At 70.1% G+C, this 21,309-nt stretch carries 18 protein-coding genes and 5 tRNA genes; 15 read left to right on the forward strand and 8 right to left on the reverse strand.

Annotated features, from left to right (window positions below; genetic code table 11):
- Positions 1-5: 5 nt before the first annotated feature.
- The 5 genes from ABZ016_RS21855 to ABZ016_RS21875 all read right to left on the reverse strand — a co-directional run bounded on the left by ABZ016_RS21855 (position 6) and on the right by ABZ016_RS21875 (position 9,079).
- Positions 6-3,320 carry a nitrate- and nitrite sensing domain-containing protein gene (locus ABZ016_RS21855; RefSeq protein ID WP_356918308.1) on the reverse strand — a complete coding sequence of 1,105 codons (3,315 nt, stop codon included), beginning with the start codon at positions 3,318-3,320 and terminating at the stop codon, positions 6-8.
- A 379-nt stretch (positions 3,321-3,699) separates the two neighbouring features.
- Positions 3,700-4,275: an ATP/GTP-binding protein gene (locus ABZ016_RS21860; protein ID WP_003993187.1), complete on the reverse strand. Its 576-nt coding sequence runs from the start codon at positions 4,273-4,275 to the stop codon at positions 3,700-3,702.
- Positions 4,256-4,651, reverse strand: a complete 396-nt coding sequence (locus ABZ016_RS21865; RefSeq protein ID WP_356918309.1) for a DUF742 domain-containing protein — start codon at positions 4,649-4,651, stop codon at positions 4,256-4,258. Before ABZ016_RS21865 ends, ABZ016_RS21860 begins: the two co-directional genes overlap by 20 nt.
- Positions 4,652-4,762: 111 nt before the next feature.
- Positions 4,763-5,176, reverse strand: a complete 414-nt coding sequence (locus ABZ016_RS21870; RefSeq protein WP_030611534.1) for a roadblock/LC7 domain-containing protein — start codon at positions 5,174-5,176, stop codon at positions 4,763-4,765.
- 9 nt (positions 5,177-5,185) lie between these two features.
- Positions 5,186-9,079, reverse strand: a complete 3,894-nt coding sequence (locus ABZ016_RS21875; protein ID WP_356918310.1) for a nitrate- and nitrite sensing domain-containing protein — start codon at positions 9,077-9,079, stop codon at positions 5,186-5,188.
- A gap of 602 nt (positions 9,080-9,681) precedes the next feature.
- Here ABZ016_RS21875 and ABZ016_RS21880 point away from each other — a divergent pair.
- From ABZ016_RS21880 to ABZ016_RS21920, 9 genes are all read left to right on the forward strand, one after another.
- The gene (locus tag ABZ016_RS21880; protein ID WP_356918339.1) at positions 9,682-9,873 is read left to right on the forward strand and encodes a hypothetical protein; all 192 of its coding nucleotides are present in this window, start codon (positions 9,682-9,684) and stop codon (positions 9,871-9,873) included.
- A gap of 176 nt (positions 9,874-10,049) precedes the next feature.
- On the forward strand, positions 10,050-10,826 hold the full coding sequence (locus ABZ016_RS21885; protein ID WP_356918311.1) for a fumarylacetoacetate hydrolase family protein: 777 nt from the start codon (positions 10,050-10,052) through the stop codon (positions 10,824-10,826).
- On the forward strand, positions 10,810-12,294 hold the full coding sequence (gene gltX / locus ABZ016_RS21890; protein ID WP_356918312.1) for a glutamate--tRNA ligase: 1,485 nt from the start codon (positions 10,810-10,812) through the stop codon (positions 12,292-12,294). The genes ABZ016_RS21885 and gltX overlap by 17 nt, the downstream gene beginning before the upstream one ends.
- A 416-nt stretch (positions 12,295-12,710) precedes the next feature.
- Complete coding sequence (locus ABZ016_RS21895; RefSeq protein ID WP_356918313.1) at positions 12,711-13,442, forward strand: HAD family hydrolase; 732 nt, start codon at positions 12,711-12,713, stop codon at positions 13,440-13,442.
- Between the two features lie 91 nt (positions 13,443-13,533).
- Positions 13,534-13,605 (forward strand) — tRNA-Gln (locus ABZ016_RS21900).
- Positions 13,606-13,626: 21 nt separating this feature from the next.
- Positions 13,627-13,699, forward strand: a tRNA-Glu gene (locus ABZ016_RS21905).
- Between the two features lie 40 nt (positions 13,700-13,739).
- Positions 13,740-13,812: transfer RNA gene (locus tag ABZ016_RS21910), tRNA-Glu, on the forward strand.
- 20 nt (positions 13,813-13,832) lie between these two features.
- A tRNA-Gln gene (locus tag ABZ016_RS21915) sits at positions 13,833-13,904 on the forward strand.
- 28 nt (positions 13,905-13,932) lie between these two features.
- Positions 13,933-14,005 (forward strand) — tRNA-Glu (locus ABZ016_RS21920).
- Between the two features lie 185 nt (positions 14,006-14,190).
- Here the strand turns inward: ABZ016_RS21920 and ndgR are convergent.
- The gene (ndgR, locus tag ABZ016_RS21925) at positions 14,191-14,907 is read right to left on the reverse strand and encodes an IclR family transcriptional regulator NdgR (protein ID WP_003993203.1); all 717 of its coding nucleotides are present in this window, start codon (positions 14,905-14,907) and stop codon (positions 14,191-14,193) included.
- Positions 14,908-15,102: 195 nt separating this feature from the next.
- Between ndgR and leuC the strand changes: the two genes are divergently transcribed.
- The 4 genes from leuC to ABZ016_RS21945 all read left to right on the forward strand — a co-directional run bounded on the left by leuC (position 15,103) and on the right by ABZ016_RS21945 (position 18,420).
- The gene (gene leuC / locus ABZ016_RS21930; RefSeq protein WP_356918314.1) at positions 15,103-16,533 is read left to right on the forward strand and encodes a 3-isopropylmalate dehydratase large subunit; all 1,431 of its coding nucleotides are present in this window, start codon (positions 15,103-15,105) and stop codon (positions 16,531-16,533) included.
- Positions 16,534-16,538: 5 nt separating this feature from the next.
- A complete protein-coding gene (gene leuD, locus ABZ016_RS21935; protein WP_356918315.1) occupies positions 16,539-17,132 on the forward strand; it encodes a 3-isopropylmalate dehydratase small subunit in 594 nt (197 codons plus the stop codon).
- Between the two features lie 276 nt (positions 17,133-17,408).
- Positions 17,409-17,639: a hypothetical protein gene (locus tag ABZ016_RS21940; RefSeq protein WP_356918316.1), complete on the forward strand. Its 231-nt coding sequence runs from the start codon at positions 17,409-17,411 to the stop codon at positions 17,637-17,639.
- Between the two features lie 136 nt (positions 17,640-17,775).
- Positions 17,776-18,420 carry an HU family DNA-binding protein gene (locus tag ABZ016_RS21945; RefSeq protein WP_356918317.1) on the forward strand — a complete coding sequence of 215 codons (645 nt, stop codon included), beginning with the start codon at positions 17,776-17,778 and terminating at the stop codon, positions 18,418-18,420.
- Between the two features lie 72 nt (positions 18,421-18,492).
- Here ABZ016_RS21945 and ABZ016_RS21950 read toward each other — a convergent pair whose 3' ends face one another.
- Complete coding sequence (locus ABZ016_RS21950) at positions 18,493-18,696, reverse strand: hypothetical protein (protein ID WP_356918318.1); 204 nt, start codon at positions 18,694-18,696, stop codon at positions 18,493-18,495.
- A 9-nt stretch (positions 18,697-18,705) separates the two neighbouring features.
- Complete coding sequence (gene cofC, locus ABZ016_RS21955; protein WP_356918319.1) at positions 18,706-19,344, reverse strand: 2-phospho-L-lactate guanylyltransferase; 639 nt, start codon at positions 19,342-19,344, stop codon at positions 18,706-18,708.
- 159 nt (positions 19,345-19,503) lie between these two features.
- Here cofC and ABZ016_RS21960 point away from each other — a divergent pair, with 159 nt between their 5' ends.
- Positions 19,504-20,289 carry a lysophospholipid acyltransferase family protein gene (locus tag ABZ016_RS21960; protein WP_356918320.1) on the forward strand — a complete coding sequence of 262 codons (786 nt, stop codon included), beginning with the start codon at positions 19,504-19,506 and terminating at the stop codon, positions 20,287-20,289.
- On the forward strand, positions 20,286-21,296 hold the full coding sequence (locus tag ABZ016_RS21965; protein WP_356918321.1) for an NAD(P)H-dependent glycerol-3-phosphate dehydrogenase: 1,011 nt from the start codon (positions 20,286-20,288) through the stop codon (positions 21,294-21,296). Before ABZ016_RS21960 ends, ABZ016_RS21965 begins: the two co-directional genes overlap by 4 nt.
- The last annotated feature ends 13 nt before the right edge of the window (positions 21,297-21,309 follow it).

Genomic DNA, 21,309 nt, shown 5'->3' on the forward strand with positions numbered 1-21,309 from the left:
TCACACTAACGCTCCTGGTTGTAGGTGCTGTCAGGACCGAAGCCCTGGCCGTTCGTTTCACTGCCTGCGTTACGTCCGCGCTGTACGCCGCGACGCAGGTTGCTCAGCCTGCCCCGGACGTCCTCCGGGGCGCGGGAGACCTGTGGGCCTCCCTGGGGGGTGCTTTCGGCGGAACCCTCGATCAGATTGGCCTTGGGTACCCGCCTCGGCAGGCCGGAGGAGGTGACCCCGCCCGCCCTGGGCTTCCGGAGCTGCGAGGCCTGCTGCCAGCGCTCGTCGTTCGCCGAGCGCCAGTCGCTGTCGCCGTCGCTCTCCGGGGTGGAGGCCGGAGGCTCCTGGCTCACGTGCCGGGCGCCGCCCGTGCCGTTCGCACCGCTCGCGGCGGATCCGCGGCGGGGAAGCCCCGAGTCGGTCAGCGAGTGGGCGGCGGAGTTGGCCGGTCCCGGACGGTCGAAGCCTACGCGGTCCTGCTCGTGTCCGTCAGCGGCCTGCGCAGATTCCGTTTCCGGGGCCTGAGAAGGGTACTGGTTCTGATAGCCGTTCTGGTAGCCGTCCTGCTGCGGCCAGTCGTCCTGGTAGCGCCGCTGCTCGAAGGCGGGGAAGCTGCCGGGCACACCCGCACCCGGCGCCGAGGGCTGCTCCTGGGCCGGCTCCGCATAGGAGGGCTCCGGGTAGCCGCCGTTCGGCGAGAAGGTGTCGTTCTGCGGCAGGCCGCCGTTCGGCGCGTAGTACTGCTCGTCGTACGCAGCCCGCTGCGGCTCGTCGTACTCCGTCTGCCGCTGCTCCTCGTACGGCGCCTGCTGCTCCTCGTAGGGGGCCTGGCGGTCGTACGCGGAGGGCTGCTGCTCGGGGTAGCCGTTCCGGCCGGTGTCGTAGGCCTGGCCGGTGTCGTAGCCCTGCTGCCCGTTGTACTCGTCGCGGTACCCGGTCGCCTCGGTGGGCTCCTGGGTGTTCTGCCCGGGCAGCTCGGGGTGCTGGTGCGACTGGGCCTCCAGGGCCGCCCTGCGCTCCTCGCGCATCAGGGAGCGGCCGACGGGGTCCAGCTCGCGTATGTCGTCGGGGACGTCGGAGTAGCGGCTGTCGTCGAAGCCGAGTTCCGCCGCCGTGCGCATGGGCTGCTGGTTGAAGTTCTCGCCGCCGCCGAAGTTCTGCTCCGGGATGATCTGCGAGACGGTGAACTCGTCGCGGTCCACGTGCTGCTCGCCGCCACCGCCGTGGGTGATCGCGTCGGGCAGCATGACCAGCGAGGTCGTACCGGCCTGCTCGCCCGAGGGGCGCAGCTGGACGCGGATGCCGTGCCGGTCGGACAGCCGGCCGACCACGAACAGGCCCATGCGCTGCGAGATCGCGGCGTCCACGGTCGGCGGGTTGGCCAGCTTGTGGTTGATGTCCGCGAAGTCCTCGGCGGTGAGGCCGATGCCCTTGTCGTGGATCTCGATCATGACCCGACCGTCGGGGAGACGGGTGGCGGTCACGCGAACCTTGGTCTGCGGGGAGGAGAACGTCGTGGCGTTCTCCAGCAGCTCGGCGAGCAGGTGCACGAGGTCGGTCACGGCGCGGCCGTGGATCTCGGCCTCCGGGACGCCGGAGAGCTCGATGCGCTCGTACTGCTCCACCTCGGAGGAGGCGGCGCGCAACACGTCGACCAGCGGCACCGGCTGGTCCCAGCGGCGGCCGGGCTCCTCGCCGGCGAGGACGAGGAGGTTCTCGCCGTTGCGGCGCATACGGGTCGCGAGGTGGTCCAGCCTGAAGAGGTTCTCCAGCTGGTCCGGGTCGGCCTCGTTGTTCTCCAGGTCGGTGATCAGGGTCAGCTGGCCCTCGATCAGCGACTGGTTGCGGCGCGAGAGGTTGGTGAAGATCGCGTTGATGTTGCCCCGCAGCAGGGCCTGCTCGGCGGCGAGCCGGACGGCCTCGCGGTGGACCTGGTCGAAGGCGCGGGCCACCTCGCCGATCTCGTCCGTGGTGGAGATCGGGATGGCCTGGACACGGGTGTCGACCCGGCCGGGGTCGGTGCGCGAGAGCTGGTCGACCAGCATCGGCAGGCGCTGCTCGGCGATACCGAAGGCGGCGTTGCGCAGCTGGCGCATCGAGCGGCTCATCTGGCGGGCCACCGCGCCGGCCAGGATGAAGGCGAGGAGCAGGGCGACCACGACGGCGGCACCGGTGATGTAGGCGTCCTGCTGGGCGCCGTCCGCGATGTCGGAGGCTTCGCTCACGGCCTTGTCGGCCATGTCCGTCTCGATCTTCTCGTACGCGTTGAACTTGAGCGTGTTGACCGCCCACCAGTTCTCCGCGGTGATGCCCTTCTCGGCGAGCGCGGCACGGGCGCTCGGGTCCGTGCTCTGCAGCGTCGCGACGGCCGTGACCATCGTCGTCGGGTTGGACGGCGGGGCGACGTAGTCCGGGTTCTTGGCCTTGGCCTCCCGGGCCATCGCGGCACCGTCGGCCTTGATCCTGGTCTCGGCCGTCTGGAGCTTGGCCGCGTCCTGCTCGGTGCCACCGCCGATGTACTCGCCGATGGCGATGCGCTCGAGGTAGGCGTACGAGGACAGGGCGATGCGCTGGCTGGCCAGGTTGCCGTCGTCCGGGCCCGGCTTGACCAGGATGTGCATGCCGATGGAGCGCTGCAGCGACAGGGCCGCCTTGGTGAGCTCCATGGCGTACACGGTCCGGCCGTAGCTGGTGATGTTGCCGGTGCCGAGGCCCAGCTCGTTGGCGAACTCCGTCAGCGGGTGGGCTACCTCGACGTAGCCCTCCTCGGTCTGCACGCCCTTGAGCTTGGAGGTGTACGCGACCTGGCGCAGCGTCTGCAGCTTGGGCTCCGCCTTGCGGAAGAGATCCAGCCGGCGCTCCAGGCCGGGCTTGGCCGGCATGTTCTGGGCCGCGGCGTCGAAGGCGTCGGCCGCCTGGTCGGTGGCCTTGCGGACCTGGGTGACGGTCGCCTTGTCCTGGGCGGTCTGGGCGCTGCCCTTCAGCAGGGGCGCCGCGGAGGCGTCACGCTCGTTGTAGAGGGCGTTGGCGTAGAGGAGGGAGGCCCGCACCAGACGCGCGGTGCTCTCCGCGTCCTCGGCCTCCTGCCAGGTGTTGATCGAGCTCTTCACCTGGAAGCCGCCCATGACGAGGCCGACCAGCACGGGTATGAGCAGGATCGCGTTGAGCCTGGTCGCCACGCGCCAGTTGCGCGGGGAGAGACGGCCACCGCTCTGGGCGGGCGCGGCCGTCGGCTCCGAACCGGGCACGGGGGCGGGCGCCGCTGTGCGCGGCGGCGGGGTGAAGTTGCCCCGGGCCGACGGCTCGGGACTGTTCTTGCTTCGCCTCACTCGACCAACAACCTCTCGGCGGTCGGCACCAACGTTGTGCCGCAGTGTCTCAGAGCCCAACACGCCACTCGACTGACGAGTACGTCATTGACTATTGGGCAGTTCAGGCATTCCAGCACGACGACCTGCGCTCTTCCAAACAGTCCTGGGGGCGGATTCCCGGGGATGTAAGCCCCAGATAAAACGGTCATAAAGAGCGAGCCCCGCCAAAAGGCGGGGCGATTGTGCGCGCAGCGAGACCGAATGTGCGCGACGCGTGGCCGTACCACCCGATTCCTCTGCCGAAACGTTATGAACACCTTGGCCGACCGTGTCAAAGGACACAGTCGGCTCCGGTGCATCTACGACAACTGCCGTATGGCGCTTCTGAATTGATGTGTTACCGCAGCCGTGCCATCAGAGCGTGCTCGACCAGCGTGATCAGCGCGCTCTTGGCGTCGGCCCGGTGCCGGGCGTCCGTCGTGATGATCGGGGCGTCCGGCCCGATCTGGAGCGCCTCACGGACCTCGTCCGGTGTGTAGGGCTGCTGGCCGTCGAAGCCGTTCAGGGCGATGACGAACGGCAGGCCGCTGTTCTCGAAGTAGTCGACGGCCGGGAAGCAGTCGGCCAGGCGCCGGGTGTCCACGAGCACCACCGCGCCGATCGCGCCGCGCACCAGGTCGTCCCACATGAACCAGAAGCGGTCCTGGCCCGGCGTACCGAAGAGGTACAGGATCAGGTCCTGGTCCAGGGTGATACGGCCGAAGTCCATGGCCACCGTGGTGGTGGTCTTGTCCCCGGTGTGGGTGAGGTCGTCGATCCCCGCGCTGGCGGAGGTCATCACGGCCTCCGTGCGCAGCGGGTTGATCTCCGAGACGGCGCCGACGAACGTGGTCTTGCCCACGCCGAAGCCGCCCGCCACCACGATCTTCGCGGACGTGGTGGAACGACCCGCGTCAGAGCTTGCGAAGTCCACTGAGCACCCTTTCGAGCAGTGTCACGTCCGGCGCGCCGGTGGCGTCGTCGCCGCCCGGCTGGTGGATCGCGACGAGACCGGCCTCGGCGAGGTCCGCGACCAGGATCCGGGCCACCCCCAGCGGCATGTTGAGCAGTGCCGAGACCTCGGCCACCGACTTGACCTCGCGGCACAGGTGGCAGATGCGCTGGTGCTCCGGGAGGAGCGCCATGAGTGCGGCCGGGTCGGCGGTCGTGCTGATCAGTGCCTCGATGGCCAGTTGATAGCGCGGCCGCGTCCGGCCGCCGGTCATGGCGTAAGGCCGAACCAGCGGCTGGTCGCCCTCGTCCTCGTACGGCTCCGCGTACGGATCATGAGAGGCGGGGGGCGGGGTCATGGGTCCTCCGGTCGGGACAGCAAGTCGGTCAGTCGAGCCGTCTGACGAGGCCTGTGTGGGGTGTGTGGCGGCCGGACGGTGATGTGGTGAGACGGGTGGTGCCGGGGCCGATCAATGCAGCAGACTGCCTTGGAGCTCAGCTCGCAGGTCGGGGGTGAGGACCGCGCCCGCGCGGTCGACCAGGAGCGCCATCTCGTAGCCGACGAGGCCGATGTCGCAGTCGGGGTGGGCGAGGACGGCGAGCGACGAGCCGTCGGACACGGACATGAGGAACAGGAATCCGCGCTCCATCTCCACGACCGTCTGCGCGACGCTGCCCCCCTCGAAGATCCGCGAGGCGCCCGCCGTCAGGGACGTCAGGCCGGAGGCGACGGCCGCGAGCTGGTCCGCGCGGTCGCGCGGGAAGCCCTCCGACATCGCCAGGAGGAGACCGTCGGCGGACACGACGACGGTGTGGGACACCCCGGGGGTGTTGTCCACGAAGTTGGTGATCAACCAGTTGAGGTTCTGTGCCGCCTGGCTCATCGGACTCAACTAACGCTCCTGCTGGTGAGAGGGCCGAGGGAAGCTGCCGGTCTGTGCCGACCCGGCCTGACGACCCTGTGCTATACCCCGACGGAGATTGGTCAGCCGGCCGCGCACGTCATCGGGGGCGCGCGAGATCTGCGGACCGCTCTGCTGCGGTTGCTGCTGAGCCGTGCCCGGGACGAGGTTCGCCCGGGGCACCCGGCGAGGCAGGCCTGAGGTGGTGACACCACCCGCGGCGGGCTGGCGGACGCGCTCGGCCTGCCGGACGAGGTCGTCGTTCGGCGAGCTGCGCCAGCCGGTGGGGGCGGACCGCTGCGGACCGGTGGGTCCCTGCGGCTGCTGCGGGGCCGGAGCCGAGCCGTTGCTCTGCGGCTGCTGCTCCTGCTGGTCCTGTTGCGCCTGCTGTTCCTGCTGACCGCCGTGGAACCAGTTGGTCTCCAGCGTGTCGTACAGCGGGGTGCGCCCGTCGCCCGGACCGGACGCCGGCGGCAGGGCCTCGGGCTCCTGCCGGGCCGGCCGCGCCTGCGGGGCGGGCGGACGCGGGGCGCCGAAGTCGGCATCGCCGCGGGCGCCGTTGACCTGCGGCCGCTCGTACTGGCCCCGGCCCGTCGGGTCGGCCGGCGTGGCCGGTCCCGGGAGGGTGTGCCGTCCGGAGCCGTTGTCCTGGCGCGGCGCGGGGTACTGGCCCGTCGAGCCGTCGTCCTGCCGGGATGCCGGGTACTGGCCGGTGGCGTTGCTGTCCTGGCGCGGCGCGGGGTACTGGCCCGTGGAGCCGTTGTCCTGGCGAGGCGCGGGGTACTGGCCCGTCGAGCCGTTGTCGTAGGACTGCGGAGCCGGGTACTGGCCCGTCGAGGGCGACGGGTCGCGGCGGCCGGACGGGGCACCGAAGACGTCCGGGCGGACGAACTGGCCCGAGCCCTGCTGCCCGTTCGCGTCCGAGGTGCCGAACGAGTCCGTGTGCTGGGGACCGCCCGTGCCGAAGTCGGCCGCGGAGCCGGGGCCCTGCCGGTCGTCGTCACGCGGCACGGCCGGGATCTCCGCCGTCGCGCCCGGGCCCTGCCGGTCGTCGATCCGCGGCATGGGAGAGGTGCGGGAGACGTCCGGCTCCTCGTGACCGCGCGGCGCGTCCAGCGAGGCACGCGGCACCGGCGGCTGGGCGTTCTCGTCGCTCCAGCTCGGCCCGCGCGACTGCGCGTCACCGCCGGGCAGTTCGGCCCGCGGACCGCCACGCGGCGGCAGCTGCGGCCGACGGCCCTGGCCCTGCTCGGCGTTGCCGCCCGGGCGCTGCGGGTTCCTGCCGCCGCCGAAGGCGTCCTGCAGTCCGTTCGTACCCGCCGCCTGAAGGCCCTGCGGGGCACCCGGCGCCTGCTGCCCGAACCCGGCACCGGCGGCCGGAGCCGGACGGCCCTGCGGGGGCGAGGGGGGAGCACCCTGGTCGAACAGCGACGGGGACTTCTCGGGACCCTGCGGTCCACGCGCACCACCCGGCGCACCCGGACGGCCACCGTCCCCGTCCCGCCCGGGCAGCGCGGCCCGCGGGCCCTGACCGGCACTCAGCCGGCCACCGCCGGACGGCGCACCGCCGCCGAAGCCGCCACCGGACGGACCGGCACCGAGGGCGCCGGTGCCCTGGCCGGCACCGGCCGTACGCCGGGCCGCCGCCGCACCGGCCGCGGCCTGCGCGGCGGCCGGGCCGCCACCGCCGAGCGGCGGCTGGCCGGGCTGCTTGGGCTGGGGCTTCTTGCCGCCCTGGGCGACGTCGACGGGCAGCATGACCAGCGCGGTCGTACCACCGGAGTCGGACGGGCGCAGCTGGATGCGGATGCCGTGGCGCTGCGACAGCCGGCCGACCACGAACAGACCCATGCGGCGGGAGACGGAGACGTCCACGGTCGGGGGAGAGGCGAGCCGCTCGTTGATCGCCGCCAGGTCCTCCGGCGACAGGCCGATACCGGTGTCGTGGATCTCGATCAGCACCCGGCCGTCGGGCAGGGCATGACCGGTGACCTTGACCTTGGTCTGCGGCGAGGAGAACGAGGTGGCGTTCTCCAGCAGCTCTGCGAGCAGGTGCACGAGGTCGTTGACGACCCGGCCGGCCACTTCGGTGGTCGGCACGGCGGCCAGCTCGATGCGCTCGTACTGCTCCACCTCGGACGCGGCGGCGCGGAGCACGTCGACCAGCGGGACCGGGCGGGTCCAGCGACGGCCGGGCTCCTCACCCGCGAGGACGAGGAGGTTCTCACCGTTACGGCGCATACGCGTCGCGAGGTGGTCGAGCTTGAACAGCGAGGACAGCTGGTCCGGGTCGGCCTCGCGGGACTCCAGCTCGGAGATGAGCGAGAGCTGGCGCTGGATCAGACCCTGGGAGCGGCGCGAGAGGTTGGTGAACATCGCGTTGACGTTGCCCCGCAGCAGGGCCTGCTCGGCGGCGAGCCGGACCGCCTCGCGGTGCACGTCGTCGAAGGCCGCGGCCACCCGGCCGATCTCGTCCCGGGAGTGCACACCGACCGACTCCACGGACGTGTCGACGTCCTGCGGGTCGGACTCGGACAGCTGCTTGACCAGCTCGGGCAGACGGTCGGAGGCGACCTTCGTCGCGGTCTCCTCCAGGCGGCGCAGCGAGCGGATCATGGAGCGGGCCACGACGAACGCGCCGACCAGCGACACACCGAGCACGATCAGGATCAGCGCACCGGAGATGATCGCGTCGCGCTCGGTGGCGCTGCGCAGCTCGCGGGCCTTCTGTTCCATCTCCTCGAGCAGGGTGTGCTCGATGTTCTTCATCTGCTGGATCTTGGTGGAGCTGTCGTCCAGCCAGTCGCGGTAGGACCGCTTGTCCTGCTGTGCCAGGCCGCTCGCGGAGACCAGGGCGCGGCCCGCGTAGGTGTCCGTGGCCTTGATCGTGGAGTTGCCGCCGTCCTCGATGGGCTTCAGCAGCTCGGCGGCGGAGTCCTCGCCGTAGATGCTCTTGAAGCTGCGGATCTCGGACTTCTGGCTCTCCAGGGCGGACTCGGCGTAGAGCCGGTCGTTCGGCGAGAGCTTGCCGGTGGTGGTGTTGCTCGCGGGCAGCGCCGCCGCGAGGGCCGCGCGCTGGATCGAGGAGTACTCCTTGGCGGAGGAGAAGGCCGCGAGCGCACGCGTGCGCTGGATCATGTCCGGGTTGCTGGTCGCCTCGGCCATGTCCTGGGAGAGGTCGACCAGGTTCTCGATCAGACGGTGGTACGCCTCGATCGTCTGCGTGGAGTTGTCCTCGGAGGCGTAGGCGCTCTTGCGGATCTGCTCGAGGTCGCCCAGCTCGCCGGCGAGCTGGACGAGGTACTCGCGGACGCCCTTGAGGTTGCCGTCCTTGCTGGCGCCGTCGATCTGCTCGGAGCTGTCGAGGAAGTTCTTCCGCGCCCGGTCGGTCTTCTCGCGCAGACCCTTGACCGTGAAGTCGGTCGCCTTGCCGCCGTGCGCCAGCGGGCCGGCCGACTGGTCGCGCTCCTCCTGGAGGGCGGCGGACAGCTCGGTGGCCTGCTTGGTCATGTCCGTCAGCAGCTTCATGTTGTCGAGCTGCTGGATGTCGTCCATGGACTGGTTGATACGCAGCGCGCCCAGCGAGGTGGCCGCGACCACCGGCAGCGCGAGCAGCGAGACCAGGCGGGTGGAGATGCGCCAGTTGCGCAGGGCTATTCGCGGACCGGGGCCGGTGGGGCCCGTCGGCGGTTTCAGCGCCGGGGCCGGGCTCGCGGGCCCCGAGGGGGCCGACGCGCCGGGGCGCCCGGAGCGCTCACCGCTGTCACCGGCGGGGCCCGGGTTCTGGGCGTGCTGGGGCGAGGGGCCGCCATTCATGGGGCCAGTCCCGCCGTGCGGCTCCGGCTCCGCCGAAGCGTTGCCATCCCTCTTGAAACGTCCCTGCACTAGCGTCGCAACCTCTGGACCAGGCACCCCGTCGGATGAACGGCGGGGCACGGTGTCGGCGTTCTGGGGACGCCCTGAGTACGCCCCCGTGGTGGTCGTGAGTGACCGGCGCTGGCTCCCCCTTCTCGCCGCCACTCGGCGCGTCTGTGCGCCCCCTGTGCGCCGGCTCGATCCCTGCGGCGGTCCGTGAGATTCCAGCACAGCACAGGATCTCCAACAAGGCCCGTAGGCCAGGCCGTGACATAGGTGACACCACGTGAGGGCCGGATCACCGGACGTAGAAAGTGAGTTCACCCATTTCGGGCGTAAACCCGCGAGTCGCGGGGCCGCTGCGGGTGTCCCAGTCGCCATGATCAGGAGCGGAATGGTGGCTTCAGTGGGTCAATGTCCGTTTCGGTGGGCCAGATGGCCGGTCCGGATTGACCGATTCGCCCCCTGATTCGTGAGAAAACTCACATGCCGATCATGCTCTCCTCGCGATTGCGCCGGGAATCCCATGTTTAGCCTGACGCTTTACAGAGTTGGCAAAACCGACAACCCGCGCCCGTCCGGGGCCCCACGTGCCCTTCGGGCGCCCGTCACAGAACAGGGTCAAGTAAACAGTGAAGACGACGACGATGTTCCACAAGATCGCCAACCCGCGACGCACGACGCTGGCTCACCTGGACGACGCCGGCGAACTGCAGACGCCGGAACAGCCGGAGCACAACGTCGAACTTCCCACCCAGACCGCCAACCCCAAGCGCACCGTCCTCGTCGACGTCCCCGTCGCGGCCGCCGCGGCCGCGGAGTGACACCAGGTAGTACGCGCACCGGCCGCCGGATACTCAGGGCGGCGGGACACGAAGATCGAGGGGCGTCCCCCCGGAGGCGGAGGACGCCCCTTCTCCATGCGCGCGGTGGGGACACCTCCCCGCGTTAGCCTGGAGCGTCAGACTCCAGCCGCTTCAGTCAAGGGGCCAAGCAAGCCGTGCGCATCGCCAGGTTCTCCATCGACGGGAACGTCGCCTTCGGCGCCATCGAGGGCGAGAAGCAGGACGAACTCGTCCTGGACATCATCAAGGGCATCCCGTTCGCGGACTTCGAGCTCTCCGGCACGAAGGTCCCGCTGAACAAGGTCAGGCTCCTGCCGCCGGTGCTCCCCAACAAGGTCGTGGCCTTCGGCCGCAACTACAGCGAGCACGCGCGCGAGCTGGGCAACGAGGTGCCCGACACCCCGTTCGCCTTCTTCAAGCCGTCCACCTCGGTGATCGGCCCCGGCGACGAGATCCAGTACCCCTCCTTCTCCGAGGAACTGCACCACGAGGCCGAGCTCGCCGTGGTCATCGGCCGGATGTGCCGTGAGGTCCCGCGCGAGCGCGTCCAGGACGTGATCTTCGGCTACACCTGCGCCAACGACATCACCGCCCGCGACGTCCAGAAGCGCGAGAAGCAGTGGGCGCGCGCCAAGGGCTTCGACACCTCCTGCCCGCTCGGTCCCTGGGTCGAGACGGACCTGGACGCCGGTGACCTGACCATCCAGCTCACGGTCAACGGCCTGCAGCGCCAGCTGGGCCGCACCAGCGAGATGATCCACTCCGTCGAGGACCTGATCGTCAACATCTCCGAGGCCATGACGCTGCTCCCCGGCGACGTGATCCTCACGGGTACCCCGGCTGGGGTCGGCCCCCTCAACGTCGGCGACGAGGTCGCCGTCACCATCGAAGGCATCGGCACTCTCACCAACAAGGTTGTCAAGCGTGGCTAGCGCACCCGTACGCGTCCGTTTCTGTCCGTCGCCCACCGGCAACCCCCACGTGGGCCTGGTCCGCACCGCCCTGTTCAACTGGGCGTTCGCCAAGCACCACCAGGGCACGCTGGTCTTCCGCATCGAGGACACCGACGCGGCCCGCGACTCCGAGGAGTCCTACACCCAGCTGCTCGACTCGATGCGCTGGCTGGGCTTCGACTGGGACGAGGGCCCCGAGGTCGGCGGCCCGCACGCGCCGTACCGCCAGTCGCAGCGCATGGACCTGTACAAGGACGTCGCGGCGAAGCTCCTGGACGCCGGCCACGCCTACCACTGCTACTGCTCCCAGGACGAGCTGGACACCCGCCGCGAGGCCGCCCGCGCCGCCGGCAAGCCCTCCGGCTACGACGGCCACTGCCGTGACCTGACCGACGCCCAGGTCGAGGAGTACAAGGCCCAGGGCCGGGAGCCGATCGTCCGCTTCCGGATGCCCGACGAGACGATCACCTTCACCGACCTGGTCCGCGGCGAACTGACCTTCACCCCGGAGAACGTTCCGGACTACGGCATCGTCCGTGCCAACGGCGCCCCGCTGTACACGCTGGTCAACCCGGTCGACGACGCCCTGATGGAGATCACCCACGTCCTGCGCGGCGAGGACCTGCTCTCCTCCACCCCCCGCCAGATCGCCCTGTACAAGGCGCTGATCGAGCTGGGCATCGCCCAGCAGGTTCCCGCCTTCGGCCACCTGCCGTACGTCATGGGCGAGGGCAACAAGAAGCTCTCCAAGCGGGACCCGCAGTCCTCCCTCAACCTCTACCGGGAGCGCGGCTTCCTTCCCGAGGGCCTGCTGAACTACCTCTCGCTGCTCGGCTGGTCCCTCTCGGCCGACCAGGACGTCTTCGGCATCGACGAGATGACCGCGGCGTTCGAGATCTCCGACGTGAACCCGAACCCGGCCCGCTTCGACCTGAAGAAGTGCGAGGCCATCAACGGCGACCACATCCGGCTGCTCGATGTGAAGGACTTCACCGAGCGCTGCCGCCCATGGCTCCAGGCCCCGTTCGCCCCCTGGGCCCCGGAGGCCTTCGACGAGGCCAAGTGGCAGGCCATCGCCCCGCACGCGCAGACCCGCCTCAAGGTTCTGTCGGAGATCACGGACAACGTCGACTTCCTGTTCCTGCCGGAGCCGGTGGCGGACGAGGCCAGCTGGACCAAGGCCATGAAGGAGGGCTCGGACGCCCTGCTGCGCACCGCCCGCGAGAAGCTGGAGGCGGCCGACTGGACCTCGGCGGACTCCCTGAAGGAGGCCGTCCTGGCCGCCGGCGAGGCCCACGGTCTCAAGCTCGGCAAGGCGCAGGCCCCCGTCCGTGTCGCCGTCACCGGCCGCACGGTCGGTCTGCCACTGTTCGAGTCCCTGGAGGTCCTGGGCAAGGAGACCACCCTGGCCCGGATCGACGCGGCCCTGCGGAAGCTGGCCGCGTAACGCGCGACATCGCACACCACGAGGGCGGCGCCCGGACCGGGCGCCGCCCTCGTGGCGTCCGCCCGGCCGTCACCCGGAGTTCACCCTTCCGGCCAACCCCCGTCCCTTGAGGGGACGTTGGATCCCCCGTGTGCACACGGAGCATGTGCGATCTGGACCGGGGGAGGCAACATGAGCCGTTCACGAAGACTCGTCCACGCGGCCGCCGGCGGTGATCGGCAAGTCGTTCCCCTGACCGCCGGTGTGGCAGCTGAACAAGCCGTTTACCTGCACCCTGACCCTGACCACCGACACCGGCGCCGCGGCTTTGTCCGGCGGCTCACCGCCCACCCCCGAGACGACCAGGGTCCGGACCTCACCCTCACCGGCACCATGACCCTGGGCTGAGCACGGGATGCGGTGGGTACGGTCGCATCATGAGCATCCAAGCCGTGGTCTGGGACGTCGACGACACCCTCTTCGACTACACCAGCGCCGACCGCCTCGGCATGAGCGCCCACCTGACGACCGAGGGCCTGCTCGACGACTACGCCACCGTCGAGCAGGCCCTCACCCGCTGGCGGGAGATCACCGACCTGCAGTGGGCGCGCTTCGCGGCCGGGGAGGCCACCTTCGAGGCCCAGCGGCGTGACCGCGTACGGGTGTTCCTGGGCCGGGAGCTGACCGACGCCGAGGCCGATGAGTGGTTCCGGCGCTACCGCGCGCACTACGAGGCGGTCTGGACCCTCTTCCCGGACGTCCTGCCTGTCCTCGACGCCCTCGCCGCCAGCCACCGGCACGCCGTGCTGTCCAACTCCAGCATCCACGTCCAGGACCACAAGCTGCGCGTCCTCGGTGTCCACGACCGCTTCGAGGCCATCGTGTGCGCGGCTGAGCTCGGCGTCTCCAAACCGGAGGCCGGCGCCTTCCACGCCGTCTGCGAGGCCCTCGGCCTCGCTCCGCACCAGGTCGCCTACGTCGGCGACCACCCGGAGATCGACGGGCGTGGTGCGGCGGACGCGGGGCTGCTGTCGGTCTGGATCGACCGCGGCGGCGCGTACGCCACGATCGAGCCGCCGGTCGGGCCGCACCGCATCGCCTCCCTCGCCGAACTGCCCTCATTGCTCGGCACGGATAGTCGTTTTGGAGCCCCGTCCACCTTCAGGTAATGTTCTTCCTGCGCCGCGGGGAGCGGGCCGGAAGGCAGGATCCCCCAGGCGCACAACTAGAACAAGAACCCCTCAGGGGCTTGCGTTCCAGTGGCCTATGGTGTAATTGGCAGCACGACTGATTCTGGTTCAGTTAGTCTTGGTTCGAGTCCAGGTAGGCCAGCTCGCAGAGCTTATCTGCAAGGCCCCCGTTGTGTAGCGGCCTAGCACGCCGCCCTCTCAAGGCGGTAGCGCCGGTTCGAATCCGGTCGGGGGTACTGGTTCCGAAAGGTCGACGATCATCTCGGAACTGCTAGGGCCCCCGTTGTGTAGCGGCCTAGCACGCCGCCCTCTCAAGGCGGTAGCGCCGGTTCGAATCCGGTCGGGGGTACTGACTGGTCTAAACCACATTGGTCTATGGTGTAATTGGCAGCACGACTGATTCTGGTTCAGTTAGTCTTGGTTCGAGTCCAGGTAGACCAGCTCGGACCTGCGGAAACGCAGGCTCCACGCCCCCGTTGTGTAGCGGCCTAGCACGCCGCCCTCTCAAGGCGGTAGCGCCGGTTCGAATCCGGTCGGGGGTACACACAGCGAGAGGCCCCTCACTTCGGTGAGGGGCCTCTCGCGTATGCCCCGGGAGCGCGGGGAACTGCGCGAACAGCCACTGAAGGCCCGCACTCGACGACGAAACCGCCCCTGTCACGGCGCTGAGTCGGGGAAAGCCTGCCGCGGCGTTGAGGCCGGCCTTCCCCAAAAACGTCCCGCCGGTTCAGCCGGTGCGCCGCAACGCCTCGGAGAGCCGCCCGGCGGCGTCGATCACAGCCTGTGCGTGCATCCGCCCCGGGTGCCGAGTGAGGCGCTCGATGGGCCCCGACACCGACACGGCGGCGACCACACGGTTCGACGGCCCCCGCACCGGCGCGGAGACGGACGCGACACCGGGCTCGCGCTCGCCGATCGACTGGGCCCAGCCCCGGCGCCGTACACCGGACAGCGCCGTCGCCGTGAAGCGGGCACCTTGGAGGCCGCGGTGCAGCCGCTCCGGCTCCTCCCAGGCCATGAGGATCTGAGCCGAGGAGCCCGCCTTCATCGTGAGCGTCGAACCGACCGGGACCGTGTCCCTCAGGCCGGACAGGCGCTCCGCCGCGGCGACGCAGATGCGCATGTCGCCCTGGCGGCGGTAGAGCTGCGCGCTCTCGCCCGTGATGTCACGAAGGTGCGTGAGGACCGGGCCGGCGGTGGCGAGGAGACGGTCCTCACCCGCGGCCGCGGCCAGTTCCGCGAGACGGGGGCCGAGAATGAAACGGCCCTGCATGTCGCGCGCCACCATGCGGTGGTGTTCCAGCGCCACGGCCAGGCGGTGGGCCGTGGGTCGTGCCAGTCCGGTGGCACCGACCAGACCCGCGAGGGTGGCCGGACCGGACTCCAGAGCGCTCAGGACGAGGGCCGCCTTGTCCAGAACGCCGACGCCGCTACTGTTGTCCATGAAACGATACTCGCGTCTCACTCTGTGAAACGCAAGTTCAATTTTCCGTGGAACCCGCCACTCTGGAAGACACGAAGTCACAACGGCCCGTGACGTACGGGCCTGGCGGCGGATGCCCGGAATCCGGGGCAGGGGCCCGCCTCCTCAAGATCTCTAGTTGGGCCGTCGGATCGTCGTCGGCCGGAGGGAACAGCGATGGGTAGGACACTCGCGGAGAAAGTCTGGGACGACCATGTCGTCCGGCGCGCGGAGGGCGAGCCCGACCTTCTCTTCATCGATCTGCACCTGCTGCACGAGGTGACCAGCCCGCAGGCCTTCGACGGGCTGCGCAAGAGCGGCCGCAAGGTCCGGCGCCTCGACCTCACCATCGCCACCGAGGACCACAACACCCCCACCCTCGACATCGACAAGCCCATCGCCGACCCGGTCTCCCGGGTCCAGCTGGAGACGCTGCGCAAGAACGCCGCCGACTTCGGCGTGCGCCTGCACCCGCTGGGCGACGTCGAGCAGGGCGTCGTGCACGTCGTCGGCCCGCAGCTGGGCCTGACCCAGCCCGGCACCACCGTCGTCTGCGGCGACTCGCACACCTCCACGCACGGCGCCTTCGGCGCGCTGGCGTTCGGCATCGGCACCTCTCAGGTGGAGCACGTGCTGGCCACCCAGACGCTGCCGATGTCCCGCCCGAAGACCATGGCGATCACGGTCAACGGCGAACTGCCCGAGGGCGTCACCGCCAAGGACCTGATCCTCGCGATCATCGCGAAGATCGGCACCGGCGGCGGCCAGGGCTACGTCCTGGAGTACCGCGGCGAGGCCATCGAGAAGCTCTCGATGGAAGCCCGCATGACCATCTGCAACATGTCGATCGAGGCCGGCGCCCGCGCGGGCATGATCGCCCCGGACGAGACCACCTTCGCCTACCTCCAGGGCCGCCCGCACGCCCCCGAGGGCGCGGACTGGGACGCCGCCGTCGAGTACTGGAAGACCCTCAGGACGGACGAGGACGCCGAGTTCGACGCCGAGGTCGTCATCGACGCCGCCGAGCTGTCCCCGTTCGTCACCTGGGGCACCAACCCGGGCCAGGGCGCACCGCTTTCGGCGTCCGTCCCCGACCCTGCTTCGTACGAAGACGCATCGGAGCGCTACGCCGCCGAAAAGGCCCTGGAGTACATGGGGTTGGAGGCCGGGCAGCCGCTGCGCTCCATCAAGGTGGACACCGTCTTCGTAGGCTCCTGCACCAACGGCCGTATCGAGGACCTGCGCGCCGCCGCCGAGCTGCTGCAGGGCCGCAAAGTCGCCGACGGAGTACGGATGCTGGTCGTCCCCGGTTCCGCGCGGGTCGGTCTGCAGGCCGTCTCCGAGGGCCTGGACGTCGTCTTCAAGGACGCCGGCGCCGAATGGCGGCACGCGGGCTGCTCGATGTGCCTGGGCATGAACCCCGACCAGCTGGCCCCGGGTGAGCGCTCCGCGTCCACCTCCAACCGCAACTTCGAGGGCCGGCAGGGCAAGGGCGGTCGTACGCACCTGGTGTCCCCGCAGGTCGCGGCCGCGACCGCCGTCCTGGGGCACCTGGCCTCCCCGGCCGACCTGTCCGCCGCCGACACCCGTACGCCCGCTGGAGTCTGAGAATCATGGAAGCCTTCACCACCCACACCGGCCGGGCCGTCCCGCTGCGCCGCAGCAACGTGGACACCGACCAGATCATCCCCGCCCACTGGCTCAAGAAGGTCACGCGGGACGGGTTCGAGGACGGGCTGTTCGAGGCCTGGCGCAAGGACGCTTCGTTCGTGCTCAACCAGCCCGAGCGGGAGGGTGCGACCGTCCTGGTCGCCGGCCCCGACTTCGGCACCGGCTCCTCCCGGGAGCACGCCGTCTGGGCGCTGCAGAACTACGGCTTCAAGGCCGTGATCTCCTCCCGCTTCGCCGACATCTTCCGCGGCAACTCGCTCAAGAACGGCCTGCTCACGGTTGTTCTGGAGCAGAAGACCGTGGACGCGCTGTGGGAGCTCACCGAGAAGGACCCGCAGGCCGAGATCACCGTCGACCTGGAGCGCCGCGAGGTGCGCGCCGAGGGCATCACCGCCTCCTTCGAGCTGGACGAGAACTCCCGCTGGCGGCTGCTGAACGGCCTCGACGACATCTCGATCACCCTCCAGAACGAGGCGGACATCGCCGCGTACGAGGCGAAGCGCCCCACGTTCAAGCCGCAGACCCTCCAGATCTGATCCGGAGCACGTCCGGCCGCCCCTGAACAAGGCGACTTTCGGCCACCGCAACACCCCTCTGTACCCCCGATCAGCCCGATCGGGGGTACAGCCGTGTCTGCACCCGAACGGCCCTGCCCGAGCTGGGCCGAGTTGTCAACTTCCCACGTTATGCCGGTGGTTGTTGGGGTACGCGAGATGTACAGCCGCGACTTCCGCGTGTGCCCGGAAGGCCGTTTGAGGCGGCAGTTGTCCCCTGGGCAGGCGACAACTCGCCCCAGATGGCACAATCTGTGCATGGAACACGACGGCCAACTCGAGCTCTATACGGCAGTCGCGGGCCAACTCAAGGAAGCGCATGCAAGGGTGCGCGCACTGCAAGTCCCGGAGGGCGTACGGATGGCGCTGACCCGGAAGCTGCTGGTCATTACGGCCGCGGCCAAGCACGATCTCGCCGACGCGGCAAGGCGGCTGGATCGGTTCACCACGGACCTCGACGAGGGGCGTCTCCCCGACGAGGAACGCTGAACCGGACGACACCGCCGAGTTCGTTGCGGCACAAGGGTGAGAAGCCCGTTTCGTGTTTGATTTGCGGTATATATCTGCCTAACGTGCGAAAAAGCTTGAACACTTTCGTTCTGGCGATGTCTCCGAAGGGGAAGACGTGAACAAGGCGCAGCTCGTAGAAGCGATTGCCGACAAGATGGGCGGCCGCCAGCAGGCCGCCGATGCTGTCGACCACGTACTGGACGCCATCGTCCGCGCGGTCGTCTCGGGTGAGCGGGTCTCGGTCACCGGCTTCGGTTCGTTCGAGAAGGTCGACCGTCCGGCGCGCTACGCCCGTAACCCGCAGACGGGCGAGCGGGTTCGGGTCAAGAAGACCTCCGTTCCGCGCTTCCGCGCGGGCCAGGGCTTCAAGGACCTGGTCAGCGGCTCGAAGAAGCTGCCGCGTGGTGGCGAGGTCTCCGTCAAGAAGGCGCCCAAGGGCAGCCTGAGCGGCGGCGCCGGCGCCACGGTCAAGAAGGCCGCCGCGAAGAAGGCGACCACCAAGAAGGCCGCCGCCGCGAAGAAGACCACCGCCAAGAAGACGACGGCGAAGAAGGCCACCACCAAGACGGCGGCCGCGAAGAAGACGACGGCGAAGAAGGCCCCCGCGAAGAAGACCACGGGCACCGCCAAGACCACCGCCGCGAAGAAGACCACGGCCAAGAAGGCCCCGGCGAAGAAGGCGACCGCGAAGAAGGCGCCCGCCAAGAAGTCGACGGCGCGCAAGACCACCGCGAAGAAGACCACCGCCCGCAAGAAGTAGGGACGCTGGGACACTCACGCGCCGGGCCGGACTCCCGCACGGAGTCCGGCCCGCGGTGTGTTCAGGGAGTGGTCAGAGGGTCTGCAGGGTCACCAGAGTGATCCTGAGGGTGTCCCCGGAGCCCTCCACCTCGATCCGCACCCGCTGCCCCGCGCGCAGCAGCCTGAGGCCCCCCGCCTCGAACGCGGCCGCGTCGAAGGGCACCGGGGTGCCGTCGTCCAGGAGCACCTGCCCGCTGCGGCTTTCGGGGTCGTACGTGTACGCGGTCGCCTGCATGGCCGCAGCCTACTGCCCGGGTATCAGCAACCGCGCGGCGGCCGCGGCCGTATGAGGGCCGACCCCCAGGGCCAGCGCGCTGCGCAGGTCGTCGCCGGTGTCCACGTCCTGGCGGACCGAGTCCACGCCGGTGAGGGACAATTCCACGGCGCCGGACGCCCGGTGCCGGGCCCGGGAATCGGTTCCGAAGGCAGGGAGCAGGGACCGCCCGGAAGCAGCCGCCAGCAAGGTCGTACCGATTCCGGCCGCGTCCGGGAGAAAAGCGCGCGGGAATTCCGCGGCGGCTTCCAGTACCCGGGACAATTCCGCGGGGCGCAACGCCGGCAGATCGGCGTTCAGTGCCGCCACCGGACTTCCGGGCCGGGCGGACCGCACGACCCCCGTCGCGTGCGCGAGCGCGGCGTTGAGGCCGCCGCCCGGCTCGTCCGGGACGATCGCGGCGCCCAGCGCGGCCAGCTCACGCCCCGCCCGGGCGTCGTCCGTGACGACTGCCACATCCCGCACCGCGGGACAGGCCAGCACCGCCGCCACCGTGTCCTGGGCGAAGGCGAGCGCCAGGTCCGGCCGCAGCCCGTCGTCCGCGGTGTCCGCGAGCCTGCTCTTGGCCTGGGCCAGGGGCTTCAGGGGTACGACCAAGGTCCACTGCACAGGTGTTCCGTCCCTCTCTTGTCGCGGTCATTGTCACCCGGGGCATCGGGCGGGCGGCGTGTCGGGGCGTACGGTGTTCTCGACAGACCGGCGGCCTGGGGCGACACTTGTGCGGCCCCCGGTGGCCCCCCGTTCCAGGCCCTAGAGGAAGGTGTCCGCGTGCCCCGCCGCAGAATCGGCTTCTGGTACCGCTTCGCCGCGGTGATCTGCAAACCGCCGCTGGTGGTTCTCCTCAGGCGGGACTGGCGCGGAATCGAGCACATTCCGGCCGAGGGTGGATTTATCACCGCGGTGAACCACAATTCGCACATCGACCCCTTCGCTTACGCGCACTTTCAGTACAACACCGGGCGCGTCCCGCGATTCCTCGCGAAGAGCGGGCTTTTCAAGAAGGGATTCGTCGGCGCCGCGATGCGCGGCACCGGGCAGATCCCCGTCTACCGCGAGAGCACGGACGCGCTCAGCGCCTTCCGGGCCGCGATCGACGCCGTGGACCGCGGTGAATGCGTCGCCTTCTATCCCGAGGGCACCCTCACCCGCGACCCGGAGGGCTGGCCCATGACCGGCAAGACCGGTGCCGCCCGCGTCGCCCTGCAGACCAAGTGCCCGGTCATCCCCGTCGCCCAGTGGGGCTGCAACGAGCTGCTGCCGCCGTACGCGAAGAAGCCGAACCTGCTGCCGCGCAAGACGCACCGGGTGCTCGCCGGGCCGCCCGTGGACCTCACGCGGTTCTACGACCGGGAGATGACCGCGGAGCTCCTGAAGGAGGCCACCGAGGTCATCATGGCCGCCGTGACCCACCAGCTGGAGGAGATCCGCGGCGAGAAGGCGCCCGAGACGCCCTACGACCCGCGCCGGGAGCGGATCGAACAGCGGCGCCGAACCCAGGCGCAGACACATGAGAATTCCGGGCAGACCGTGCAGGAAGAGGGGCTGGGCAAGTGAGCAAGCCGGTCAAGGCGGCGGTGCTGAGCGCCGGTTCGTGGGGCACGGCCTTCGGCATGGTGCTCGCCGACGCCGGGTGCGAGGTCACCCTGTGGGCGCGCCGCCCGGAGGTCGTTGAGGCGATCAACTCCACCCGGACCAATCCCGACTACTTCCCGGGCGTCGAGCTCCCGGAGAACGTGCGGGCCACCACCGACCCCGCGGAAGCCGCCGCGGACGCCGAGTTCACGGTCCTTTCCGTCCCCTCGCAGACCCTGCGCGGCAACCTCGCCGAGTGGAGCCCGCTCCTCGCCCCCGACACGGTCCTCGTGTCGCTGATGAAGGGCGTCGAACTCGGCTCCGCGATGCGGATGAGCGAGGTCATCGACGACGTCGCCAAGGTCGGCCCGGACCGGATCGCCGTGGTCACCGGGCCCAACCTGGCCCGCGAGATCGCCGCGCGGATGCCGGCCGCCGCCGTGGTCGCCTGCACCGACGAGGCCGTGGCCCAGCGGCTCCAGGCCGCCTGCCACACGCCGTACTTCCGCCCGTACACCAATACGGACGTGGTGGGTTGCGAACTGGGCGGAGCCGTGAAGAACGTCATCGGCCTCGCCGTCGGCATCGCGGACGGGATGGGCCTCGGCGACAACGCCAAGGGCTCGCTCATCACCCGCGGCCTCGCGGAGACCACCCGGCTCGGCATGGCGCTCGGTGCCGACCCGCTGACCTTCTCCGGACTCGCCGGCCTGGGCGACCTGGTGGCCACCTGCTCCTCGCCGCTGTCCCGCAACCACACGTTCGGCACCAACCTCGGCAAGGGCATGACCCTGCAGGAGACCATCGCGGTCACCAAGCAGACCGCCGAGGGCGTCAAGTCCTGCGAGTCGGTGCTGGATCTGGCCCGCCGGCACGGCGTCGACATGCCGATCACGGAGACGGTCGTCGGCATCGTGCACGAGGGCAAGCCTCCGGTGGTCGCTCTCAAGGAGCTGATGTCGCGCAGCGCGAAGCCCGAACGACGCTGAGCGACGCGAGGCG

The organism is Streptomyces sp. NPDC006372 (assembly GCF_040612515.1).
Taxonomy (GTDB): domain Bacteria; phylum Actinomycetota; class Actinomycetes; order Streptomycetales; family Streptomycetaceae; genus Streptomyces.

What these genes read in the sequence shown, in the direction of transcription:
- ABZ016_RS21950 (WP_356918318.1), bottom strand. Translation starts at nt 18,696, where the DNA reads ATGCAGGCGACCGCGTACACGTACGACCCCGAAAGCCGCAGCGGGCAG.
- leuC (WP_356918314.1), top strand. Translation starts at nt 15,103, where the DNA reads ATGGGTAGGACACTCGCGGAGAAAGTCTGGGACGACCATGTCGTCCGG.
- ABZ016_RS21865 (WP_356918309.1), bottom strand. Translation starts at nt 4,651, where the DNA reads ATGACCCCGCCCCCCGCCTCTCATGATCCGTACGCGGAGCCGTACGAG.
- ABZ016_RS21895 (WP_356918313.1), top strand. Translation starts at nt 12,711, where the DNA reads ATGAGCATCCAAGCCGTGGTCTGGGACGTCGACGACACCCTCTTCGAC.
- leuD (WP_356918315.1), top strand. Translation starts at nt 16,539, where the DNA reads ATGGAAGCCTTCACCACCCACACCGGCCGGGCCGTCCCGCTGCGCCGC.
- ABZ016_RS21870 (WP_030611534.1), bottom strand. Translation starts at nt 5,176, where the DNA reads ATGAGCCAGGCGGCACAGAACCTCAACTGGTTGATCACCAACTTCGTG.
- ABZ016_RS21940 (WP_356918316.1), top strand. Translation starts at nt 17,409, where the DNA reads ATGGAACACGACGGCCAACTCGAGCTCTATACGGCAGTCGCGGGCCAA.
- ndgR (WP_003993203.1), bottom strand. Translation starts at nt 14,907, where the DNA reads ATGGACAACAGTAGCGGCGTCGGCGTTCTGGACAAGGCGGCCCTCGTC.